We start from the raw sequence: 19,357 nt of genomic DNA on the forward strand, positions 1-19,357 counted from the left end.
TCCCTGCTTTCGACCCGTAAACGCCGATTGGGGCCTTGTTTGCCTGCCTGCCGGGCCTAGGAATCCGTCCGAGCGCGTGACTCGGCGAGTCGCCGAAGTTAAGTGTCGGGGTATTCGGAAGAAGTGACGGGCGTAGGGCTGGTGGTGGTCCGTATGACCGTAGGATGACGTTTACGTGACGGCCGATAGGCCCTTTAGGTGACGGCACTCATCATCCGGTTCTTAATCTAGACGGAAGGAGCGCTAGCCTTCGGCTACGCGCATCTCATTGACTCGCTAACGCTCGTCCCGAGGGGAGGGGACCAGGGGGAGCGGCGACCGAGGCCCGGAACAATTCTGAGACGTCATCGGAGCATCAAGGAGTTCCGCCTGGCGCGCGAATGCCCCGGCACACCTGATGTTACGTTAATCGTGACAACCACAAAAGGGCCATCAATCACGATGAGCAGATGCCCGCGCATGCGAATCCGCCCTCCCCCATCTTCGGCCCGCGACTGCGGCAACTCCGCAACCAGTCCGAGTTCTCCCAAGAAAAGGTCGGCGTCATGATCGGTCTGGAGGAGAGCAGTGCACGGGCACGGATCAGCCGCTACGAGACAGGCGAGCATGATCCATCGGAGGCGACGGCCCTGAAGATCGCCGAGGTTTTCGGCGTACCGCTGGCCTAACTTCTATACCCCCGATCAGCGGCTCGGCGAAATCATCCGATGCTACGACCGCATGAACGAGGCGGGTCGCGCCCGACTCGCCGAGCTTGCGGCGACGCTCGCCGAGTCATCGGAACCATAAGACTCCTCTTCCGGCGTTGACGCTCGTTCGAGTGCGCTTGGTCGGCACGCTGCGCGCAACCTGAAGGGTTGGACGGTGGGAACTGCGTAGCAACCGGCTGTTGTGCTCCGGAATCGGGAGCAGGGAGCGCCCGGCGGACGCCGATTACCGGTCGGCGATGACCGTGACGACGACCCTGCGCTCGGTCCTCGGCCCGTCAAACTCGCAGAAGAAGAGGTTCTGCCAACGCGACAGACCGAGTTCGCCGTCGATCAAGGGGACTGTCTCGGAAGGTCCGACCAGGCCCGCCTTGAGGTGCGCATCGCCGTTGCCGTCTTGGGCGTCATGACGCCACACCCCCTTCGGGATCTGCTTGGAGAGGAAGTCGATCACGTCCTCCTGCACGCTCTCGTCCCAGTTCTCCTGGATCATGATCGCGGCCGTGGCGCCCTGGGCGTAGACGTGAACGATGCCGTCGCGGATGCCGCTGCGTTTGACGACGGCATGCACTTCGGCGGTGATGTCGACCAGCTCCTGGTCGCGGTGGGTGGTCAGTGGGATGGTCTCGCGCATGGAAGGCTGTCTCCGGGTCGAGGATCGGATGACAGCTTCGCGCCGCTTCGGTGGTAGGGCAAGCCGGGGCCGTTTGCGTACGCGTCCTGCGCGGCGTGTGTGATCATTGACGTTCGCCGGCCGACCTCGGCAGCTAACTCGCCGCTCTGTAGATCGAGATCCAGCTTGACCGCGAGCCGTCCGACTGACGGACAAATTGGGATCCGAGGGGACTGAAACGGATGCACGAGAACGTCGCGCATGGTGATGCCGGAGCGGCACCTTGATTCGCAGCTTGGCCTGTGATGAGATAACAGCAAGCGCCGGATCCGAATACCCTGATTTCTTGAAGCGTTTTGGCTCCGTCGCGACATTCCCGCGCTGTTCCTTTTCGAGGGCGGCGCTTATAGCTGGTTCGGTTGAGCCGACCGGTTCCCGCCTTAGCCTTTAAGGCAAGCGGGCTCTAACAGACAAGAGCCTGTCATGCCGACATCCCTCAGAAAATCTCGTTTCGCTGCGTTCCAAGCACAAGGTGCCCGGTGCTACTACTGCGGCGCCCCGATGTGGTTGGTTAGTCCTGATGAGCTGAAACCCCAACTGGACGTCAACAAGGATATCGCAACCCGCCTGCAGTGTACGGGCGAACATTTGCTCGCAAGGTGCGATGGTGGAGGTACCTCGCGGCAAAACATCGTCGCCGCATGCCGTTTCTGCAATTCAAAGCGCCACTCCAGAAAGAAGGCCCCCGACCCCGGCGCCTACCGGCAGCTCGTGAACAAGCGAATGCGCGCCGGGAAATGGCACCCACGGGAGATCCATCGCGCTTTGGGTTAACGGTAGCTCGTGGCCGATGTCGCCCCGGACCCTGGCACGGTTGGCTAACGAGCATTGGTTTGAGTCGTCACAGCGGAATCCGGTCGAAGCGCGTGGCCCGCCGGTGGGCGGCAGCCGGTCCCGCGAGTCAATACGACCATTCCACAACTTGTCATCACCAGTGACTGCATATATGCTGTCATTATGATTCCAGTCGTGCTGGATACGAACGTCTTCGTGGCCGGTCTCCGCTCGGCTGATGGGGCATCGCGTCTCGTGCTGCGCCACGCCCTGCAAGGCCGTCTGCAACCTCTGTTCGGCAACGCGCTCTGGCTGGAATATCAGGAACTTCTGAATCGCCCGGTCTGGGGCACCCAAACGACTCCGGAGGAGCGCTCCACGGTCCTTGCCGCGCTTGCCCGCCAAGGGCGGTGGGTGCGCATCTACTATGGCTGGCGGCCCAATCTTCCGGACGAAGGCGATAACCATCTGATCGAGCTCGCCATTGCAGGCCACGCAGAGGCGATCGTGACCCACAACGTCCGGGATCTGCGTTTGGGTGAGCTACGCCTCGGTCATCTTCGGATCTGCACACCAGCCGAATTCCTGGAGGTCTTCGCATGAGCACCCTGACAATCCGTCTTCCGGACGATACCGCCGAGCGCCTGCGTGCCCTGGCGCGCAGCCGGGGCCTGAGCGTCAACAAGCTCATCGAGGAGTTGAGTGCTCAGGCATTGGCCGCCTGGGATACCGAGAGCCACTTTCGGGCGTCGGCGGCGATGGGTGACCCGGCACGCGCCTTAGCCATCCTCGATCGTCTGGATGCCGCCGAAGCAGATGCGACGCGTCCTCTCGATTAGCGCTCGAGCAAGACACTATCCAGGGCGTTTCACCCATAAGGGCGGTATTCCAACAGGCACCGCTATCCCCGATGCAATCTCCTTCACCATCACCTCACGAACGCCTCGCCGGTGCCGTCGAGCGCGTGACATTCCATAGCGAGCAATCCGGCTTCTGTGTCCTGCGGGTCAAGGTCAGGGGTCAGCGCGATCTGATGACGGTGATCGGCAGCGCCGCTTCGGTGTCGGCCGGGGAGTCCATCGAGGCCCAGGGCGCATGGGTCAACGATCGCGAGCACGGGCTGCAGTTTCGTGCCGACCAGCTCCGTGTGGTCCCCCCGACCACGCTCGAAGGCATCGAGAAGTATCTCGGCTCGGGCATGGTCAAGGGCATCGGCCCGCACTTCGCCCGCAAGCTGGTGCGCGCCTTCGGCGAGGCGGTGTTCGACGTCATCGAGACCACGCCCGAGCGCCTCGAAGAGCTGGAGGGCATCGGACCGAAGCGCCGCGAGCGGGTGTCCTCGGCATGGGCCGAGCAAAAGGTCATCCGCGAGATCATGGTCTTCCTGCAATCGCACGGGGTCGGCACCTCGCGGGCGGTGCGCATCTACAAGACCTACGGGGACGCCGCGGTCGAGAAGGTCCGCGAGAATCCCTATCGCCTGGCGCTCGACATCTGGGGCATTGGCTTCAAGACGGCCGATGCGATCGCGCAGAACCTCGGCATCCCCCGCGATTCGCTGATACGCGCGCAAGCGGGAGTGCGCCACGCCCTGCAGGTCTGGTCCGAGCAGGGACATTGCGCGGCCCCGCCCGAGAAGCTGGTGGCGATGGCAATCAAGCTGTTGGCGATCCCGGCGGGGATCATCGAAGAAGCGATCGCGAGCGAGCAGGCCGAGGAAAATCTGATTCTCGACCGGGAGCTTCTCTTCCTGACGCCCTTGTATCGGGCCGAGGTTGGGTGCGCGTCACACATGCAGCGTCTGCTGCGCGGGGCGCCACCCTGGGGGCAGATCGATCCGGACAAGGCCCTGCCCTGGGTCGAGGCGCAAACCGGGCTCACCCTCGCGCCCTCCCAGCGCGACGCAGTCGCGACCATGCTGGCGAACAAGGTGACGATCATCACTGGCGGTCCCGGCGTGGGCAAGACCACCTTGGTCAACAGCCTGCTGCGCATCCTGCAGGCCAAGCGCCTGTCGGTCGCACTGGCCGCGCCGACGGGGCGCGCCGCCAAGCGCCTGACCGAGACCACCGGAATCGAGGCGAAAACGGTCCATCGGTTGCTTGAGTTCGATCCCGCCACCTTTCGCTTCAAGCGCGATTCCGAGAATCCACTGGAGACGCAGCTCCTGGTCATCGACGAGGCGTCGATGATGGACACCGTGCTGATGAACCAGTTGCTGCGTACGGTCCCGGACGATGCGGGTCTGCTGATCGTCGGGGACGTCGACCAGTTGCCCTCGGTCGGCCCCGGCGCGGTGCTGGCCGATCTGATCGGCTCCGGGGCAGTGCCGACGGTGCGGCTGACCGAGATCTTCCGCCAAGCGCTCAGCTCCCGGATCATCGTCAATGCACACCGCATCAACCAAGGCGAGATCCCGCTGGCCCCGGCCAAAGGCGAGACCAGCGATTTCTACCTGATCGAAGCCGATAACCCCGAGGACATCGCCGCCAAGCTCTACGCCACCGTGACCACGCGCATCCCACGCGGCTTCGGCTTCGATCCGGTCGAGGACATCCAGGTACTGGCGCCGATGAACCGCGGCGGACTCGGCGTGCAGGCGATCAATGTGGAGCTGCAACGCCTGCTCAACCCCAGTGCCGAGCCGCGGGTGCAGAAGTTCGGCACGACCTACGCGCCCGGCGACAAGGTCCTGCAGCGTGTCAACAACTACGACAAGGAGGTCTTCAACGGTGACATCGGGCGGATCGCGACCATCGATCCGGAGCAGAGCACGGTGACCGTGACCTTCGATGGGCGGGCCGTGGAGTATGCTCTCGGGGAGCTCGACGAACTGGCGCTGGCCTATGCCGCCAGCATCCACAAGTCCCAGGGCTCGGAGTATCCGGTGGTGGTGATCCCGCTGGCGATGCAGCACTACCAACTGTTGGAGCGCAATCTGCTGTACACGGCCGTGACGCGCGGGCGCAAGTTGGTGGTGATAATCGCAGAGACGAAGGCGCTGCGGATGGCGGTCAAGCGGCGGGAGTCGCAGCGGAGGGTAACGCGGTTGGGGGAGCGGTTGCGGGAGGGGGTTGTGGCATAAGGCTGGGCGGTTGAGTGAGCGACAGCGTGGCCGGACGCGGATCTTGGCGGTGCTCTTGGCCGGTACCGGCCAATGGACTAAACCGCTCGCGCGGTAGGGGAGCGGGGATCGGATCTTGGAGCAAAAAGGCGGCGGACCAGCGGCTTGCGGTCTAGAGGTTGGAGGTGCAGTCAACCTCAACCTCCAGACAGGAGCACCGCCATGTCCGCCACACCGAATCCCATCAGCCCGTTGCGTCAGCGCATGCTCGAAGACATGCGCATGCGCAAGCTCGGCGAGAAGACGCAGGCCGGATATCTGCGAGCCGTGCGTGACTTCAACGTCTTTCTCGAGCGCTCCCCGGCGAACGCCACGGCGGAGGACGTGCGTCGCTACCAGCTGCACCTGGCCGACCGGGGGGTTTCGGCGATCTCGATCAACGCCGCCTTGACGGGTCTGCGGTTCTTCTTCGACATCACGCTCGATCGCGTCGCGGTGATGGCGAAGGTGGCGCATGTCCACCAGCCACGCACGCTGCCGGTGATTCTCAGCGTCGAGGAGGTCACCCGGTTGCTGGAGGCGGCGCCGGGGCTGAAGTACCGCGCGGCCCTCTCGGTCGCCTATGGCGCAGGGCTGCGTGCCTCGGAGGTGGTGTCGCTGAAGGTCGGCGACATCGACAGCGAGCGCATGAGCATCCGGGTGGAGCAAGGCAAGGGGCACCGGGATCGCTATGCGATGCTCTCCCCGACCTTGTTGGAGGTATTGCGGGCATGGTGGCGCGAAGGACATGCTCGGGGCAGGATGCTGCCGGGCGGATGGCTGTTCCCGGGGCAAAACCCGGTGGATCCGATGTCGACCCGTCAGCTCAATCGGGCCTGTCATGCCGCGGCCGACGAGGCGGGGATCACCAAGCGGGTCTCTCTGCACACGCTCAGGCACAGCTTCGCGACGCATCTGCTGGAGCAGAAGGTCGACATCCGGGTGATCCAGGTCCTGCTCGGGCACCGCAAGCTCGAGAACACCGCGCTCTACAGCCAGGTGGCGACCCGCACCTTGCGCGAGGTCACCGGTCCGCTGGAGCGCTTGGGCGGGGGCAACCCGGCGCCCGCCTGACCCGCGCACGCCGCTGCTCGGCGGTCATGTGGAGCAGTGCGACGCCTGCGGGCACATCCAAATCGCCTACAACTCCTGCCGCAACCGTCACTGCCCGAAGTGTCAAGGCGCGGCGGCGCAGCAGTGGCTGGCCGCCCGCGAGGCCGATCTATTGCCCGTGGAGTACTACCATGTGGTCTTCACCCTGCCGGCGCCGATTGCCGACATCGCCTATGACAACAAGCGCGTCGTTTACGGCCTGCTCATGCAGGTCGCCGCCGAGACGTTGCTGAGTATCGCCGCGGATCCCAAGCACCTCGGTGCCCGCATCGGCTTGACCGCCGTGCTCCATACTTGGGGCTCGGCGATGACGCATCACCCGCACGTGCACTGTATCGTCACCGGGGGTGGTCTTTCGCCCGACGGCGAACGCTGGGTGGCCTGTCGCCCCGGATTCTTTCTGCCCGTGCGCGTGCTCTCGCGGTTGTTTCGTCGGCGCTTCCTCGAACAGCTCGGTGCTGCACAGCAGGCCGGAGACTTGGCGTTCTTCGGCGAGCACGCGCACCTGGCCGCGCCCGAGGCCTTCGCCGCCTGGCTGGCCCCGCTGCGCCGGCAGGAGTGGGTGGTCTATGCCAAGGCACCGTTTGCCGGACCCGAAGCGGTGCTCGCCTATCTGTCGCGCTATACCCACCGCGTGGCGATCTCCAACACGCGTCTGATCGCCGATGATGCGCAGGGCATTACCTTTACCTGGAAGGACTACCGTACCAGCGGGCGCCACCGCCACAAGCGCATGACCCTTGCGCCGGAGGAGTTCATGCGCCGCTTCCTGCTGCACGTCCTGCCCTGCGGCTTGCATCGCATTCGCCATTACGGGCTGCTGGCCAATACGGCACGCGTGCGGAACTTGGAGCGTGCCCGCGCGCTGTTGACCGCCCCGGTCAACCCGATCCTCGCCATCCCGGTCGCGATGGAACCGGCCGCGTCGTCGGATCCGAGCACCACCACGGCCCGGCCCTGTCCGTGTTGTGGCGCCCCGCTGCGTATCATCGAGACCTTCATGCGAGGCCAAGTCCCACGTGCCGTCCCTTCACCGCGCAGTGCTTCGCCATGAGCCCCGCCCACGACCCCACGACGGCGGCGCTGCATCCGCGCCCGATGCGCCGGCTCGGCACCGGTCACGGACGGGCTGTGCCTCAAGCCCCGATCAGGAACAAAGCGAAGGTGACAGCCAAGCTGCCGATGGCCAACGCTCGCGCCATGACCCGCGCCGGGGAGACTCGACCAGCCCGCCCGCGCAGACCCGATCCGCTTTCCGGACCGCTCGCTCCGAGGCCGCGCCCCTCAAATCCCCATAGCCCGGAGCCAACCTCCCGCGGTTTCCTCCCTCGAGGCTTATCAGACGCCTACCGCCGCTCGCGCTCCGAGTCTTAGTCGTTAGCCCGCTTCAATGCCGTACCAGCCTCCACCGTCATCCTGCGGCGGCAGGCATCTGATAACCCTTAACAGGAGCCGTCGCACCTCAAGTCAAGCCGAGTGACTCTTCAACGCGCTTTGCCGACGCTAGCCCTAACGCTCCGGATAGGCCGTCGACCTATTAATGCCGCCGAGCGCCGACTGCTTCGACGTCTGGAACGGACGGGGAACCGGACGCTCGGTACTCTCGGCGACGACAGCTCTGGTCGGGGCAGCGATCCATTCGCCTCGCTTTCACGACCTGCAGAGATCCGACGTCTGACCTGTAAGTATTGTCGGATCGGACCCGCATGAGCTGACAACGTCTGACCCTACCGACCCGCATTCGACTGACAACAGGCCAGATTCACATCGAATCATCCTGGCGTTGCGCTGGTTAACGCCTGGAACGTGGCGTATCGATTTCGTATGACCTTATGATATAACACTCGGTGTGATATCGGGCCGGAGCACAAGGGCACGTGAGGATCTTCAAGAATGCTTGGTTCGAGCGCTTCGCGCGCAAGCAGAAGATCCCGGACGGGATGTTACGCGAAGCCGTCCTCCGAGCGGAGCAGGGTCTAATCGATGCCGATCTCGGCAGCGGGGTCATTAAACAGCGTGTGGCGCGCCCCGGGCAAGGTCGCTCTGGAGGCTACCGGACCCTGATCTTGTACCGCCGGAGGCATCGTGCTTTTTTCGTCTATGGATTCGCCAAGAACCAGCAGGCCGACATCAGCGACGAGGAAGAAGCAGCGTTCAAGAAGGCCGCACGGCACGTCCTCGAACTGACGGACGAGCAGCTCACTGCGCTGATCCAGAACGGGCAATTCTCGGAGGTTAAACACGATGGCGAAACAGTATCGTAGCGACGCGATGGCCTCGATCCACGAAACCATGGAAGCCCTCCATGAGGTGGGCGCCATCGGCAAGCAGACCATGCGCGAGTTCGATGACGTTTGCCTGACGCCGGTCGAACCCCTCTCTCCCGAGGCCATCCGCGCCCTGCGCGAGCGCGAGCATCTTTCTCAGCCGGTCTTTGCCCGTTACCTCAATGTCAGCAAAAACTTGGTCTCGGACTGGGAGCGAGGGGTCAAGCGTCCCGGCGGACCAGCGCTTCGGCTCCTGACCGTCATCGAGAAGAAGGGGATTCAGGCCATCGCGTGAACACTCGGCCCCGAGTCGAAAGGACGCTCGCGGCAGTGATCCCTCGCTGTTCAGTTCGGAGAAACGAACGGCAGGCAGGGGCCGGATTTTGGCGATTAGGACCACAGCAGCGGGCCTAGTGTCAAGATCGGCCGCGGACTACCTGCGTCCGCTGGATAGGTCATTGCGGCCGCTCCCTGGTGCCGGCTGAGCGTCCGGAGTCGGCCGCGACGCCATAAAGAGGGCCGTCCACGTGCGACCGCATTGCGTCCGGAGCGGGCACTCGGGACCAGGCAACGAGCGGCGGGTCCGAGTCGTGACTTGTCACGCGTTGAACCGCGAGTGCCTTTCCGGTATCAGGATTAGGCACCATCGAGACTACACCCGGCATCGACAATCAAGAAAGGTCGAAGATTTGGGGAATCCGGTCAAGCCCGGATCATCGAGACCAAGCCGCGGATCAGATCGTCATGCCACCGACAACCCATGAGATCGAACCTTTCCCGCCGGAGCTTATGGCGCGTCTGCGCACCTGTCGCCATCTGCTGGTGCTCACCGGCGCCGGGGTCTCGCAGGAAAGCGGTATCCCCACCTTCCGCGATGCCTTGAGCGGCCTGTGGGATCGCTTCGACCCGGCGCAGTTGGCCACGTCGGATGCATTCGACGCGGATCCCGCGCTGGTCTGGGGCTGGTACGCCTGGCGCCGATCGCAGGTGCTGCGCTGCGAACCCAACCCGGCACACTGGGCGATCGCTGCTCTGGCGGATCGAGTACCTCGCCTGACCCTGGTCACCCAGAATGTCGACGGTCTGCATCAGCGGGCCGGCAGTCCGGATGTGCTGGAGCTGCACGGCAGTCTGCATCGTCCTTACTGCCGGGATTGCGGGTATCCACATGCCCCGTCCCCGTCCGACCCGCCGTGTGATGTTGCGCTCGAAGGCGCCCCGCTCCCGCCGCCGCGCTGCGAACAATGCAATGGACCGATCCGCCCTGGGGTCGTCTGGTTCGGCGAGGCCCTCCCCCGCGACGTTTGGAATGCCGCCGAGACCGCCGCCAACACCTGTGATCTGGTGCTGGTCGTCGGGACCTCCGCATTGGTCTATCCGGCCGCCGAGCTGCCTTTGACGGCTCTCGCCCGAGGTACTGCCGTGGTTCAGATCAATCCGGACAGGACGGATCTCGACGACCTCGCGACGTTTCGGCTCAGGGGAACCGCCGCTCGGATCCTGCCCGAGTTGGTGCAGCAGGGCTGGCCGGAGGTGGTCTGAGCGCGGACGCGCCTGCGAAAGGTCGAGCTTTTGGGGAATAGGTTGGTTATCCCGTCCGCCCGAAGCTGGCACCTTTCGGCGGGGGCAAAGCGGAGCGAGATCCTCGGGGCGCGTCGCGACCAGGGGAGGATGTTTCCGAACGGTCGAAGATTTGGGGCCAAACGCGATGTAGCCGGCCGCTGCCCAAACTTGGCACCTTCCAAACGACGTCGAGCCGGGCAAACACAGCGACCGGCAACACTCCGCCCGAAATGGTTACCTTTCGCGACTGTTGTCCGCCAGTGCTTTGGGTGAACAGATGCGAAAGGTCGAAGATTTGGGGCGATTCCCGATGCAGTCCTCTGCTCCTGTGAATCGGCAACCGTTGCGGGTTGAACTTGCGTGAAAGGTCGAAGATTTGGGGAATTCTGATCGGGGCTGGTTATTTTACTTCAAGTAACTGATTTTAAATCTAATTAATACCATCATCCCGATCTGAAAGGTCGAATTTTCGGTGCAACTCATGCTGCTTTTTGCAGGCGGTCGACATCGACACTAGTCCTGATGCCCTTCGGATCGGCCGAAGGTTGAGGATTTGGGGCAGCAGTCTTTGCTCTTGTCCTGCCCGAACTTGGCACCTTTCAGCCGGCGTAAATGAAGAGCTGGCATCATCACTTCCAGCGTGCGATCGGTCCGAAAGGTCGAGGATTTAGGGAACCGTTCGTCAACGATAGATGCTTGTAAGAAAACGTTTTTAATATTTCTCTGAAATCCTTTCCGTTCGAAAAGTCGAATTTTTGGGTAACTCGCCCTGACAGCTGCAGGCGGGCGAGGTCGGAGCTAGCCTTGGTCTCTTTCGGATCGGCTCGATGCGAAAGGTCGAGGATTTGGGGAAGTTTGAGTGAGTTTGGCTCCTTTCAGTCCCCGCTGAAAAAGGGATCTCTCGATTCAGTGAGCTCGAAGTTGGCCCGGTGAACTCTTATTACTAAAAAAAACAACAACATTTATCGATCCACTCAAACTGGTGCACTAGGTACGTCGAAAGGTCGAGGATTTGGGGGGCTGTTGTTGTTCTCTTACATTAAGATTTAACAACAATTAAAGGGCTGCGTAACTACCTGAAAGTATTATTAAATTGATGGCGAAAGGTCGATGATTTGGGGTTTATCGGTCGGGAATTTGGGGAAATGGATGTAACCGACTGTCCACAAAAAGGTTTAAAGGTCGAAGATTTGGGGACGAACGGTCGAAGATTTGGGGGTGACTTTTAAGATACTGTAATAACGGGGTTTATGCTGTTTGAGCTTAAGCCGAAAGGTCGAGCTTTTGGGGCAAAGGTCGGGGATTTGGGGACGAACGGTCGAGAATCTGGGGAAAGGTCGAGAATTTGGGGAAGCTGATCTGGGTCGGGCATCGAGGTACCGATTCGAACCCCCCTCGCCATGCGTGCGAGGATCGAGTTGGAAGAAACGGTCGAGGACGGATTTGGGGCCATACGAAAGGTCGAGGATTTGGGGCTTTTCGGTGATCCCGAACGGTCGAAAAAATCTGACACGGCTCGACCGTATAGGCTACCCTACGGTCACGCAGGGTCCACGGCGCAGGATGATGCACCAGCTTGCTCAACAGCATAGAAACGAACAACTGCTCAAGCCCACGGCCACGATTCATGTGGGCAACCGGCTATCGTTGATCGAGCGCAAGGTCTTCAACGCGATCATTTGGCACTCCCAGAACCAGCGTTCCGCCAAGCCTGCGAATTACATGTCCGTTGATTTGTTGATGTCCCTCATCGGTCTGGAGCGCAGCAAGAACACGGAAGTGATCATGGATGCGCTGGAGCGTCTGACCACCACTCCGATCGTCTGGAACACCCTCAAGAAGGATCGCACGGCTGACTGGGGGGTCTGCACTTTCCTCGCCGGCGCAGAAATGAATGGTGGGCGCTTACGTTATGTCTTGAATCCGCTTCTGGTCGAGAAAGTGGAGCATCCGACCTTGTTCGCCAAGATCCAGCTCCTGGTGCAAACTCGGTTCTCGAGTAAATACTCGCTCGCGCTCTACGAGTTCTTAATCGACGAAATGTGCCGGAACGGCAATCCCAAGACGCATGTGTTCCAAGTGTCATTGGACACGCTGCGGCATGTTCTCCAGTTCGATGGCATCTACAAGCACCTGAACAGCGACGTTCTCAAGCCATGCGTGAAGGAGATCAACAAGCACTCGGATATCTCCCTGGTCTACAGCGGAGTCAAGAAAGGTCGTGCCGTGGCAGCCTTGCTCCTGACGATCGAGCGCAAAGCCGTGCAACTTGCGCTAACCGATCTGGTAACGGTCGAAACCTCCGACGATCCGCTAAACCAGCTGGAACTGATGAATGATCCGCTGGAGCAGATGCTGGTGACTCGGGGTGTCGGCAAGCGCAAGGCGAAGGCGCTGGTTGAGACCTACGACGAGACGCGTATCCGCGAGAACATCGCGCATGTCGAGCGTGAGTATCAAGCCGGCAAGGTCAAGGTTCTCTCAGCCTATCTGATTCGGGCAATCGAGGAGGATTACCGGCCGAAGGTAAAATCCGCGGCGCTCCCGGAACGCTCGGAAATGAGCGAGCGCGAGGCTGCCGAGAAGGCTCGCGAAGAACTCCTGACCGACTGGAACCGCTATCGCGAGCGCAGGGTTCGCGAGCGTTTCGCCGTCCTGTCCTCTGCGGAACAGGAGGCGCATCGCAGCGCGTTCGTCGAACGGCTGGACCACACCAGCTCGATCCTCAAAAAGCAATTCAAGAAAGACGGTTTTGCGAGCCGTATGGTGGATGCACAGTTCTTCTCCGAGCTTCACGAGCGGCTGCTGGAAAGCCCGGAAGAGCTGGATCTAGACGCCTATCGCGCGAGCCTCATGGATATCGCCGAGGTGGTGGCCGCCAGGGCGCAGGGCTGAACGTCTCGCCACCTCGACACAGGAGCATCTCCGATGGAGTTTTTGCCACTGCGCGCCTCGTCGCGTCCGCGGATCACCTACGCGATCGGATCACCGGGCCGAGCCTAGTGGAGCACTGCGCAGCAATCGATCGGGTCTTGAGCTGGCGCGAGGATCTCGATGCCGGCGAGATCTACTGCCTGTGGGGCCAATTCGAGGTAAGGCGCGAGCTGATCCGCGACGGTGTGCGCTTCACCCTACCCGGCTGTCCAAACGCACTGGCCTGGACAGTGACGGCGGAACCCGACGGCATTCTCGTGTATTGCACCATCAACCGGACCGAATACGATCCGGTCTTCATCGAGTCGATCAAGATGTTCGTCGATGACTGGCGGATCGGTCTAGAACGGCTGGGGTTGCCCAGGCTAGGCGCTTTGAGGTCCGCGTAGAGCACCGGCCGTTGTGTTCGGGCTTGAACAGGTGCTCGGGTCCGTCGCCGACGTCCCCGGTCATCTGAGATTTCGCGCGACCTTGCCCACGAACAACTCGACGCTGAGATAGGATTCAAATACAGTTTAGCAGCTTAGTTAATAATTAAGGATCAAGTATGGAAAAACTAATCTATCTCTGCACTATAGTGCTGGGAATTTCGATAGTAGGATGTTCAGCACCTTATAGCTCTAATACGCTTCAGCATACGTATGTTACTGATACACAAACACATCATGAACTCACTGGCCTAAGGATAGAGTACAGTACGGATGATGAAGGTCAGGCTCATGCGGCAATGTCCCAAGCACTGTTGTTAACGCGGCACGCTGTGGAATGGCTCGTCGACGGTAGGCATTTGGCTAGGCACAATGTCGGAAGCGACTTTAGAACGTTTGTTCAATTGCCGCCGGGAAGGCATCGGCTTGTGATGCAGGAAACTGCCCAAGGAGTTGGGACACTTGGAATGAAATCTTCGGGAAACGATCCGATGGTATATGATTTTGAAATTGGGATGGGGCAAGTCGCAATATTTCGAGCAAAAGGGGTGTCTTGGTGTGTTGTTAATGTTGTGTTATTTGAAGAGTTTGATAATGTTCTTGATTTTAGGTGTATAGACGGATGTCGCTCTGTAGGTGATTCGTTTTACAGTTCCGGATGTGGATAAAGCAAATGCTTTGAGGCCAGTTCGAGGTGCGGCGCGAGCCGATCCGCGACGGTGTGCGCTTCACACTCTCGAGTTGTCCCAACGTGCTGGCTTGGACCGTGACGGCGGAGCCCGAGGGCGTGCTGGTGCATTGCACCATCAACCGGACCTAGCACGATCCGGACTTCATCGAGTCGATCGAGATGTTCGTGGAAGACTGGCGGGCCGGGCTGGAGCGTTCGGGCTTGTCAGGGTGATGCGTGACGTGAGGTCCGCGTTGTACATCGAGCGTTGCCTTCGGGCTTGAACACGCGGTCATTCCCCCGGCCGCCGTCTGATTCCTGCGGACGATACCTTGGAGCGCGAGCGTGAATCGGGGGCCAATCTCAAGGTCATCTGAGATTTCGCGAGACCTTTCCCACAAACAACTCAACGCCGGGATACCGGGAGAATACAAACGGGCCTTGAAGCCCCCTGTCGTGAACAAGCATGTCGGTGCAACCCGACAGCCGAGACAGGAACGACCGGAGATCGAATGCATTTCGCGCGTGTTTAACGTCGGTTGTGGCGGGCGTGATGAACTCGTGCACGAGCATGACGGCTCGCCCAGCCCGACGTCGATGTGTCTCGGCCAGCGCGCCTGCACACGCCGTGAACAACTGATATCGCAGATCCCCGGCCTTGGGCTGACCGCCACTCCGTGGCTTCAGGAGCAGCGTCGCCAACCCTTCGATCCTGGCGATGCGGTTGGACCTCGGATTCTCGATGCGCTTCTCCAAAGCGGCGGCGAGCACATCGGCGAGAGTGTCGCCGTAGGTCTCGTCGGCCTTGGCTTCAACCGCCAGCAGAAAAGGGCCGAACGAATCATCGGCGATGACGAGGAGATCACTGTTGCGAGGTTCGCCGGGAAAGGCGTCGAAGCGAAGCCTTGCTTCCGGTTCTGCGTCCCACGACAGCACGTCGTCGAAACGCGGGTGGCCGGACAGAACCGCCCGAACCTCTTGCGGCATGGTGATTCCGCCGCCCTCGAGCCACGCCCGCGCAACCTCTTTAGCACTCCGGCCATCGACCCAGTGTCGGGGTGACTTCGGCGGTGCGTGTTGCTCCCAGTCTGCGAGCGATGTAATGGGCTGACCGGCTTTCGCGATGGACATGGAGCTCGCCCTTGTTGCCTACGAAGGCCCGGACCTTAAAGGGATGATGTTTGAGGTGCCGGAGCATGTCGAAACCATACAAATCGGCAATCCGATTCTCAATTTGTATAAGTTCGATGCGCGTCGGGGTTTCGGTCTAGCCCGGGAGCGACCGTCAACTCACTGCTCACCTTCAGGCGGCATGACGGTGTATTCCAGCGAAGGTGGATCCGGCGGCATCTCCACGAAGCTGTCGCCGTGTGCGGCGATCGTGAATTGGCGCACGGCGTCGGAGCCGGATGCTTGCGGGTCGGGATCGAGGTAGGCGGTGCCGATCCAGCCCGGCTCCAGGAGGGCCGGAATCTTGGGGCCGACAAAGCCACGGTCGAGGAGCGCCTGACTCACGCCGTAAGAGCGCACCCGGATGGTCTCGCCCGGCTCCACCCGCGTGGTCGCGCGCAGCACGGAGATGACCTCCATGCGATAGACGACGTCGAAGCGCTCCGCCGGATCCGCAGCGGTCTGCACCTCCAACACCTTCACTTCGAGGACCGCTTGGGCATCCGCCTTGAGCCCCTCCACGGCATCCGGCGGCAGGACCGCGCCGGCCTTTCCGGCTAGGATGGCGAGCAGGCCGAGAACGGTGATGCCTGTATATCGAACCAGTCTGGTCGGAGTCATAACGATTTCTCCTGTTGGCGGCTAAAACCAGTCATCGAGCGCCAGATCCGGGATGCGCGAGAACTCCCGCGTGTTGTGCGTGACCAAGGTCGCGCGGTTGGCGACGGCCGTGGCGGCGATGAGGGTATCCAGCGTGCCGATCGGTGTGCCCGCCTCTTCCAGATCACGTCGGATCAAGGCGGCGGCGCGGGCTTCTGCTTTTGCGAACGGGAAGAATACGGCTGTGTTGACCAGCGCCTCGAGTTGCCGGCGGCGCTTGTCGGGATGCGTCGATTTGGCGATCCCGGTCTCCAACTCATGCAGCACGATCGCGGAGATTCCCAGATCCGTGGGTGGGACGGACAACAGGCGTCCGGCGACGTGTCCCTGGCCTTTGAAAAAGTAGATCAGCGTATTGGTATCGAGCAGATACATCAGAACGGTTCGCGTGCGACGTCTTGGCCTTGGGCACGTCGCAACGTTTCCGCGTCCGGAAAGTCCGGCCAAGCCCCGGCCAGTTGGCAGACTGCCTCGGGCCATTCGGTTGCGGTCTTCTCCCGGACCAGCTCCGCAACCCAGCGGCTGACAGCGACGCCGCTGGCCTTGGCTGCCTCTTTCATCCGCGTTTCGGTCTCGTCATCGAGATAGATCGTCACTTGGCCCATCGTGCTGTCGACTCTTCTTCAATCATATGTCCAATTATACGTGATCGACACCGTGCCTAAACCCTATCCGGCACGATGATTTGCGCCGGATTCGGAGTCACTGGAAGACACTCTCGATCAACTGCGCGACTTCCTGCGCGATCCGTTCGTTGATCTCCTCCGGTAACGCGAGCCGGTCGTACAACGTGTTCTGGTCGCAGTACAGGCGCGAGAGCAGGCGCTTGATGTCGTCGAAACCCTCGAACTGCCAGCCGATCAGGTCCGGCCGCAGGCGCTCGAACCGGCCTCGGCAAAGCAGACGCAGCACATGCGGGATGGTGTCGCCGACCTTCTCCGCGAAGTGCAGCCAGTAGGGCCATGCCTCGGTGAGCGCGGCGAAATAGGCACGGATCTCGGGGATCTCGGCGGTCTCGCGCGGATCGTTGTCCCAGCCCTCGAAGGCGAAGGTCACCGTGCCCTCCCATTTGACCGCGGCCTCGCGGGTGGACGAGAGGGTGGTCAACTTCTCCTGCATGGGCGCGATGTCGCAGGTCATCACCGAATCGCGGGTGATGGTGATGATCAGGATGTCGTCCTTGGCGGGCGAGAGGCGGGCCAGCGGGTATTTCGGTGAGCGTGTGGACACGGCGTCAGCGCTCCGGTTGTTGCACGTGTGGTGCGGTTGACATGGTCTGGGTCGGGGTGGCTTGGGCGATAGTCCAGTGCCAGACGGCACGGGTTGCCATGCAGTCATGGATGGCGCGGTGGGCATTGCCGGGCCAGACGTAGCCGACATGGGCGGCGGCCTTGGCGAGGCGCTGCCAGCGCCAGGTGTCGCGGCGGTCGTCCCAGACGCCAAAGGCGCGGGCGAAGGCGAGCATGGCGCAGACCACCTCGCCCGCACCGCTCAGCAGGTCCGATCCCAGAAATCCGCTGTCGAAGGACGCGTTGTAGATCACCACGCGCGCTCCTGCGATCGCCTCGATAAGACGTGGGCGCAGCTCGGCTAGGCGTGGTGCGTCGGTGACGGCGGCTGGGGCGATGCCGTTGATCTGTTCGGCCTCCGGCCAAGCGGTCAGCCGCGCCGGCTGCACCAGGCTGTCTAGCAGGACCGCACCCGAGTCGGCGAGCAAGCCGATCTCGATAATCTCGTCGTGTGCCCGGTTCAGGCCGGTGGTCTCGAGATCCAGATAGACGGTGCGCATGCTTAGCTCCTTGCGTTACCGCGATCGCTTCGTAGCTCATCCAACAGGCTGTTCGCAGCACAGCGGCAGCTTTGCTTCGATTGCCAGCTGCTCGCTGGGCGATGACGATGATGGGGGGTATGGACCTTAGCGGGCGAGAGGATATTTGGGGAGCGTGTAGACATGGTGTCAGCCTTCCGGTCGATGCGCGTGCGGTGCTGCGGGCGTGATCTGGTTCGGGGCGGCTTGGGCGTTGGTCCAGTGCCAGACTGCACGAGTCGCCCGACAGGCCGCGAGGGCGCGGTGAGGCCGGTCGGTCCAGACGTGGCCGACGTGTGCTGCGGCCACGCCGAGCGGGGGGCACTGCACGGTGTCCTGCGGAACCGCATACTCGTCCGCGGCCGAGGCGTAGGCCTGCATGGCGCACCGGACCTCGGCGGCATGCGCGAGTACTTCGTGCAACAAGGGAGCGTGGTCGGCGGCGTTGTAGATCACCACCCGCGCATCCCACACGGCCTCGATGATGATTGGGTGTAGTTCGTCGATGAGCGGGGCTTTGGCCACGTCCTCGGGAGCAATCCGGGCGACCCGCCAGACGTCGGGCCAGATCGTCGGAAGGCGCGGATGCACAAAGCTGTCGAGCAGGATCGCGCCCGCGTCGTCGAGGAGCGCGATCTCCAGGATCTCGTCGCGATCGGGATTCGGGCCGCTGGCCCGGAGGTTCAGATAACGGGTGCGCATGCTCAGCTTCTCCCCTGTGGTTGTCCGCGTTGCAGCGTCTCGACGAGCGCCAGCAGCTCGTCTGTCCGGGCGGCGCGCTCGGTGAGGGTGGCGACCTCCACACGCAGGTCCGCGAGTTTCCGCTCTCCCTCCGTGCGCGCCGTCCGCTCGTCCTCCAAAGCCTCTAAGGCGCGGTCGCGCTCGATCGCGAGCGCCTGCGCCCGGCCGGCCTGAGCCGTCACTTCCGCGGCTTGGCGCTGGGCTTCCTGCAGCTCGATCGTCTGCTGCTCGATGCGTGCCTTGCGTTCGCTGGCGACGGCGCGGGCCTCCTTCACCTCGGCTCGCGTGCCCTCGTGCGCGCTCCGCTCGGCGTCGAGCGTTTCGTGAACCTGCTGGATCTCTGTCTTGGCCGCCTCGAGCTCGCCGTCTAGGCGGTTGATCTCGGCGAGCATCTCGGCGCGCTCGCGCTCGATCTCCTTGCGGGCGCTCGCCATCGCCTCGCGCTCCCCATCCAACTGTTCCTGCGCGGCCTTCCAGGCGGCGACCCAGACCCCGCGCATCGCCGTCTCGACGGACGTCGGCATGGGCGGTGAGGCCGAGCGATCCAGCTCGGTCCGTGCCTCGCGCCATTGGCTCAACCATTTCGAGATGTTGTTTGGACTACCGCCGCCGAGTCGCGTGCGGATGCTCACCACGGTGGGTGACATGCCTTCCGAGACCAGCGCGTCGGCGGCTTCGTGGACCTGCTCGGAGGTGATACCGGGACGTCCCATGACGTGACTCCGTCGGTGGTGGATCGGATCCGGC

21 protein-coding genes and 1 pseudogene are annotated in these 19,357 nt (G+C 62.3%); 13 read left to right on the forward strand and 9 right to left on the reverse strand.

All coding sequences use genetic code 11. The features are described from left to right. The first annotated feature begins 449 nt into the window (after positions 1 to 449). Positions 450 to 668: a helix-turn-helix transcriptional regulator gene (locus BDD21_RS26630; protein WP_120800224.1), complete on the forward strand. Its 219-nt coding sequence runs from the start codon at positions 450 to 452 to the stop codon at positions 666 to 668. A gap of 265 nt (positions 669 to 933) precedes the next feature. On the opposite strand, the gene BDD21_RS26635 is transcribed toward BDD21_RS26630, so the two are convergent. Further along, complete coding sequence (locus BDD21_RS26635; protein WP_120800225.1) at positions 934 to 1,341, reverse strand: secondary thiamine-phosphate synthase enzyme YjbQ; 408 nt, start codon at positions 1,339 to 1,341, stop codon at positions 934 to 936. A gap of 540 nt (positions 1,342 to 1,881) precedes the next feature. Here BDD21_RS26635 and BDD21_RS29340 point away from each other — a divergent pair. The 12 genes and pseudogenes from BDD21_RS29340 to BDD21_RS29345 all read left to right on the forward strand — a co-directional run bounded on the left by BDD21_RS29340 (position 1,882) and on the right by BDD21_RS29345 (position 14,382). Beyond that, positions 1,882 to 2,154: an HNH endonuclease gene (locus tag BDD21_RS29340; RefSeq protein ID WP_120800226.1), complete on the forward strand. Its 273-nt coding sequence runs from the start codon at positions 1,882 to 1,884 to the stop codon at positions 2,152 to 2,154. A gap of 195 nt (positions 2,155 to 2,349) precedes the next feature. Further along, on the forward strand, positions 2,350 to 2,757 hold the full coding sequence (locus BDD21_RS26645; protein ID WP_245970035.1) for a PIN domain-containing protein: 408 nt from the start codon (positions 2,350 to 2,352) through the stop codon (positions 2,755 to 2,757). Beyond that, entirely contained in the window at positions 2,754 to 2,993 is a 240-nt protein-coding gene (locus BDD21_RS26650; RefSeq protein ID WP_120800228.1) for a ribbon-helix-helix protein, CopG family, read from the forward strand. The genes BDD21_RS26645 and BDD21_RS26650 overlap by 4 nt, the downstream gene beginning before the upstream one ends. 71 nt (positions 2,994 to 3,064) lie before the next feature. After that, a complete protein-coding gene (gene recD2, locus BDD21_RS26655) occupies positions 3,065 to 5,239 on the forward strand; it encodes an SF1B family DNA helicase RecD2 (RefSeq protein ID WP_120800229.1) in 2,175 nt (724 codons plus the stop codon). Between the two features lie 201 nt (positions 5,240 to 5,440). Beyond that, on the forward strand, positions 5,441 to 6,331 hold the full coding sequence (locus BDD21_RS26660) for a tyrosine-type recombinase/integrase (protein WP_120800230.1): 891 nt from the start codon (positions 5,441 to 5,443) through the stop codon (positions 6,329 to 6,331). Positions 6,332 to 6,335: 4 nt separating this feature from the next. Beyond that, positions 6,336 to 7,424, forward strand: a pseudogene (locus BDD21_RS26665) (IS91 family transposase); the annotation flags it as partial. An 823-nt stretch (positions 7,425 to 8,247) separates the two neighbouring features. Then, positions 8,248 to 8,634: a type II toxin-antitoxin system RelE/ParE family toxin gene (locus tag BDD21_RS26670; RefSeq protein WP_120800232.1), complete on the forward strand. Its 387-nt coding sequence runs from the start codon at positions 8,248 to 8,250 to the stop codon at positions 8,632 to 8,634. After that, positions 8,615 to 8,932: a helix-turn-helix domain-containing protein gene (locus BDD21_RS26675; RefSeq protein ID WP_120796378.1), complete on the forward strand. Its 318-nt coding sequence runs from the start codon at positions 8,615 to 8,617 to the stop codon at positions 8,930 to 8,932. Before BDD21_RS26670 ends, BDD21_RS26675 begins: the two co-directional genes overlap by 20 nt. Before the next feature lie 449 nt (positions 8,933 to 9,381). Further along, positions 9,382 to 10,179 carry an SIR2 family NAD-dependent protein deacylase gene (locus tag BDD21_RS26680; RefSeq protein ID WP_120800233.1) on the forward strand — a complete coding sequence of 266 codons (798 nt, stop codon included), beginning with the start codon at positions 9,382 to 9,384 and terminating at the stop codon, positions 10,177 to 10,179. A 1,584-nt stretch (positions 10,180 to 11,763) separates the two neighbouring features. Next, positions 11,764 to 13,095: a replication initiation protein gene (locus BDD21_RS26685; RefSeq protein WP_120800234.1), complete on the forward strand. Its 1,332-nt coding sequence runs from the start codon at positions 11,764 to 11,766 to the stop codon at positions 13,093 to 13,095. A gap of 26 nt (positions 13,096 to 13,121) precedes the next feature. Continuing rightward, complete coding sequence (locus tag BDD21_RS26690; RefSeq protein ID WP_120800235.1) at positions 13,122 to 13,523, forward strand: hypothetical protein; 402 nt, start codon at positions 13,122 to 13,124, stop codon at positions 13,521 to 13,523. Between the two features lie 733 nt (positions 13,524 to 14,256). Further along, complete coding sequence (locus BDD21_RS29345; RefSeq protein WP_425470286.1) at positions 14,257 to 14,382, forward strand: hypothetical protein; 126 nt, start codon at positions 14,257 to 14,259, stop codon at positions 14,380 to 14,382. A 219-nt stretch (positions 14,383 to 14,601) separates the two neighbouring features. Here BDD21_RS29345 and BDD21_RS26700 read toward each other — a convergent pair whose 3' ends face one another. The 8 genes from BDD21_RS26700 to BDD21_RS26735 form a co-directional block, all read right to left on the reverse strand. Continuing rightward, positions 14,602 to 15,363 (reverse strand): DUF6946 family protein, encoded by a 762-nt coding sequence (locus tag BDD21_RS26700; protein WP_425470287.1) that lies wholly within the window; start codon positions 15,361 to 15,363, stop codon positions 14,602 to 14,604. A gap of 159 nt (positions 15,364 to 15,522) precedes the next feature. Beyond that, positions 15,523 to 16,023, reverse strand: a complete 501-nt coding sequence (locus BDD21_RS26705) for a hypothetical protein (protein WP_120800237.1) — start codon at positions 16,021 to 16,023, stop codon at positions 15,523 to 15,525. 21 nt (positions 16,024 to 16,044) lie between these two features. Then, positions 16,045 to 16,440 (reverse strand): type II toxin-antitoxin system VapC family toxin, encoded by a 396-nt coding sequence (locus tag BDD21_RS26710; RefSeq protein WP_120800335.1) that lies wholly within the window; start codon positions 16,438 to 16,440, stop codon positions 16,045 to 16,047. Further along, positions 16,437 to 16,667, reverse strand: coding sequence for a ribbon-helix-helix domain-containing protein (locus tag BDD21_RS26715; protein ID WP_120800238.1), 231 nt, complete (start codon positions 16,665 to 16,667; stop codon positions 16,437 to 16,439). Before BDD21_RS26715 ends, BDD21_RS26710 begins: the two co-directional genes overlap by 4 nt. A 97-nt stretch (positions 16,668 to 16,764) precedes the next feature. Next, on the reverse strand, positions 16,765 to 17,292 hold the full coding sequence (locus BDD21_RS26720; protein ID WP_245970036.1) for a chlororespiratory reduction 6 domain-containing protein: 528 nt from the start codon (positions 17,290 to 17,292) through the stop codon (positions 16,765 to 16,767). A 4-nt stretch (positions 17,293 to 17,296) separates the two neighbouring features. Then, positions 17,297 to 17,851, reverse strand: coding sequence for a 3'-5' exonuclease (locus BDD21_RS26725; RefSeq protein WP_120800240.1), 555 nt, complete (start codon positions 17,849 to 17,851; stop codon positions 17,297 to 17,299). Between the two features lie 168 nt (positions 17,852 to 18,019). Continuing rightward, positions 18,020 to 18,571 carry a 3'-5' exonuclease family protein gene (locus BDD21_RS26730; protein WP_120800241.1) on the reverse strand — a complete coding sequence of 184 codons (552 nt, stop codon included), beginning with the start codon at positions 18,569 to 18,571 and terminating at the stop codon, positions 18,020 to 18,022. Between the two features lie 2 nt (positions 18,572 to 18,573). Next, on the reverse strand, positions 18,574 to 19,323 hold the full coding sequence (locus BDD21_RS26735; protein ID WP_120800242.1) for a DNA-binding protein: 750 nt from the start codon (positions 19,321 to 19,323) through the stop codon (positions 18,574 to 18,576). Between the last annotated feature and the right edge of the window lie 34 nt (positions 19,324 to 19,357).

This window comes from Thiocapsa rosea (assembly GCF_003634315.1).
In the GTDB taxonomy this organism is placed as follows: domain Bacteria; phylum Pseudomonadota; class Gammaproteobacteria; order Chromatiales; family Chromatiaceae; genus Thiocapsa; species Thiocapsa rosea.

Coding starts and splice junctions, on each gene's coding strand:
- BDD21_RS26650 (WP_120800228.1), top strand. CDS start 2,754: ATGAGCACCCTGACAATCCGTCTTCCGGACGATACCGCCGAGCGCCTG.
- BDD21_RS26705 (WP_120800237.1), bottom strand. CDS start 16,023: ATGACTCCGACCAGACTGGTTCGATATACAGGCATCACCGTTCTCGGC.
- BDD21_RS26630 (WP_120800224.1), top strand. CDS start 450: ATGCCCGCGCATGCGAATCCGCCCTCCCCCATCTTCGGCCCGCGACTG.
- BDD21_RS26675 (WP_120796378.1), top strand. CDS start 8,615: ATGGCGAAACAGTATCGTAGCGACGCGATGGCCTCGATCCACGAAACC.
- BDD21_RS26660 (WP_120800230.1), top strand. CDS start 5,441: ATGTCCGCCACACCGAATCCCATCAGCCCGTTGCGTCAGCGCATGCTC.
- BDD21_RS26725 (WP_120800240.1), bottom strand. CDS start 17,851: ATGCGCACCGTCTATCTGGATCTCGAGACCACCGGCCTGAACCGGGCA.
- BDD21_RS29340 (WP_120800226.1), top strand. CDS start 1,882: ATGTGGTTGGTTAGTCCTGATGAGCTGAAACCCCAACTGGACGTCAAC.
- BDD21_RS26680 (WP_120800233.1), top strand. CDS start 9,382: ATGCCACCGACAACCCATGAGATCGAACCTTTCCCGCCGGAGCTTATG.
- BDD21_RS26715 (WP_120800238.1), bottom strand. CDS start 16,667: ATGGGCCAAGTGACGATCTATCTCGATGACGAGACCGAAACGCGGATG.
- BDD21_RS26685 (WP_120800234.1), top strand. CDS start 11,764: ATGATGCACCAGCTTGCTCAACAGCATAGAAACGAACAACTGCTCAAG.
- BDD21_RS26730 (WP_120800241.1), bottom strand. CDS start 18,571: ATGCGCACCCGTTATCTGAACCTCCGGGCCAGCGGCCCGAATCCCGAT.
- BDD21_RS26735 (WP_120800242.1), bottom strand. CDS start 19,323: ATGGGACGTCCCGGTATCACCTCCGAGCAGGTCCACGAAGCCGCCGAC.
- recD2 (WP_120800229.1), top strand. CDS start 3,065: ATGCAATCTCCTTCACCATCACCTCACGAACGCCTCGCCGGTGCCGTC.
- BDD21_RS26700 (WP_425470287.1), bottom strand. CDS start 15,363: ATGTCCATCGCGAAAGCCGGTCAGCCCATTACATCGCTCGCAGACTGG.
- BDD21_RS26635 (WP_120800225.1), bottom strand. CDS start 1,341: ATGCGCGAGACCATCCCACTGACCACCCACCGCGACCAGGAGCTGGTC.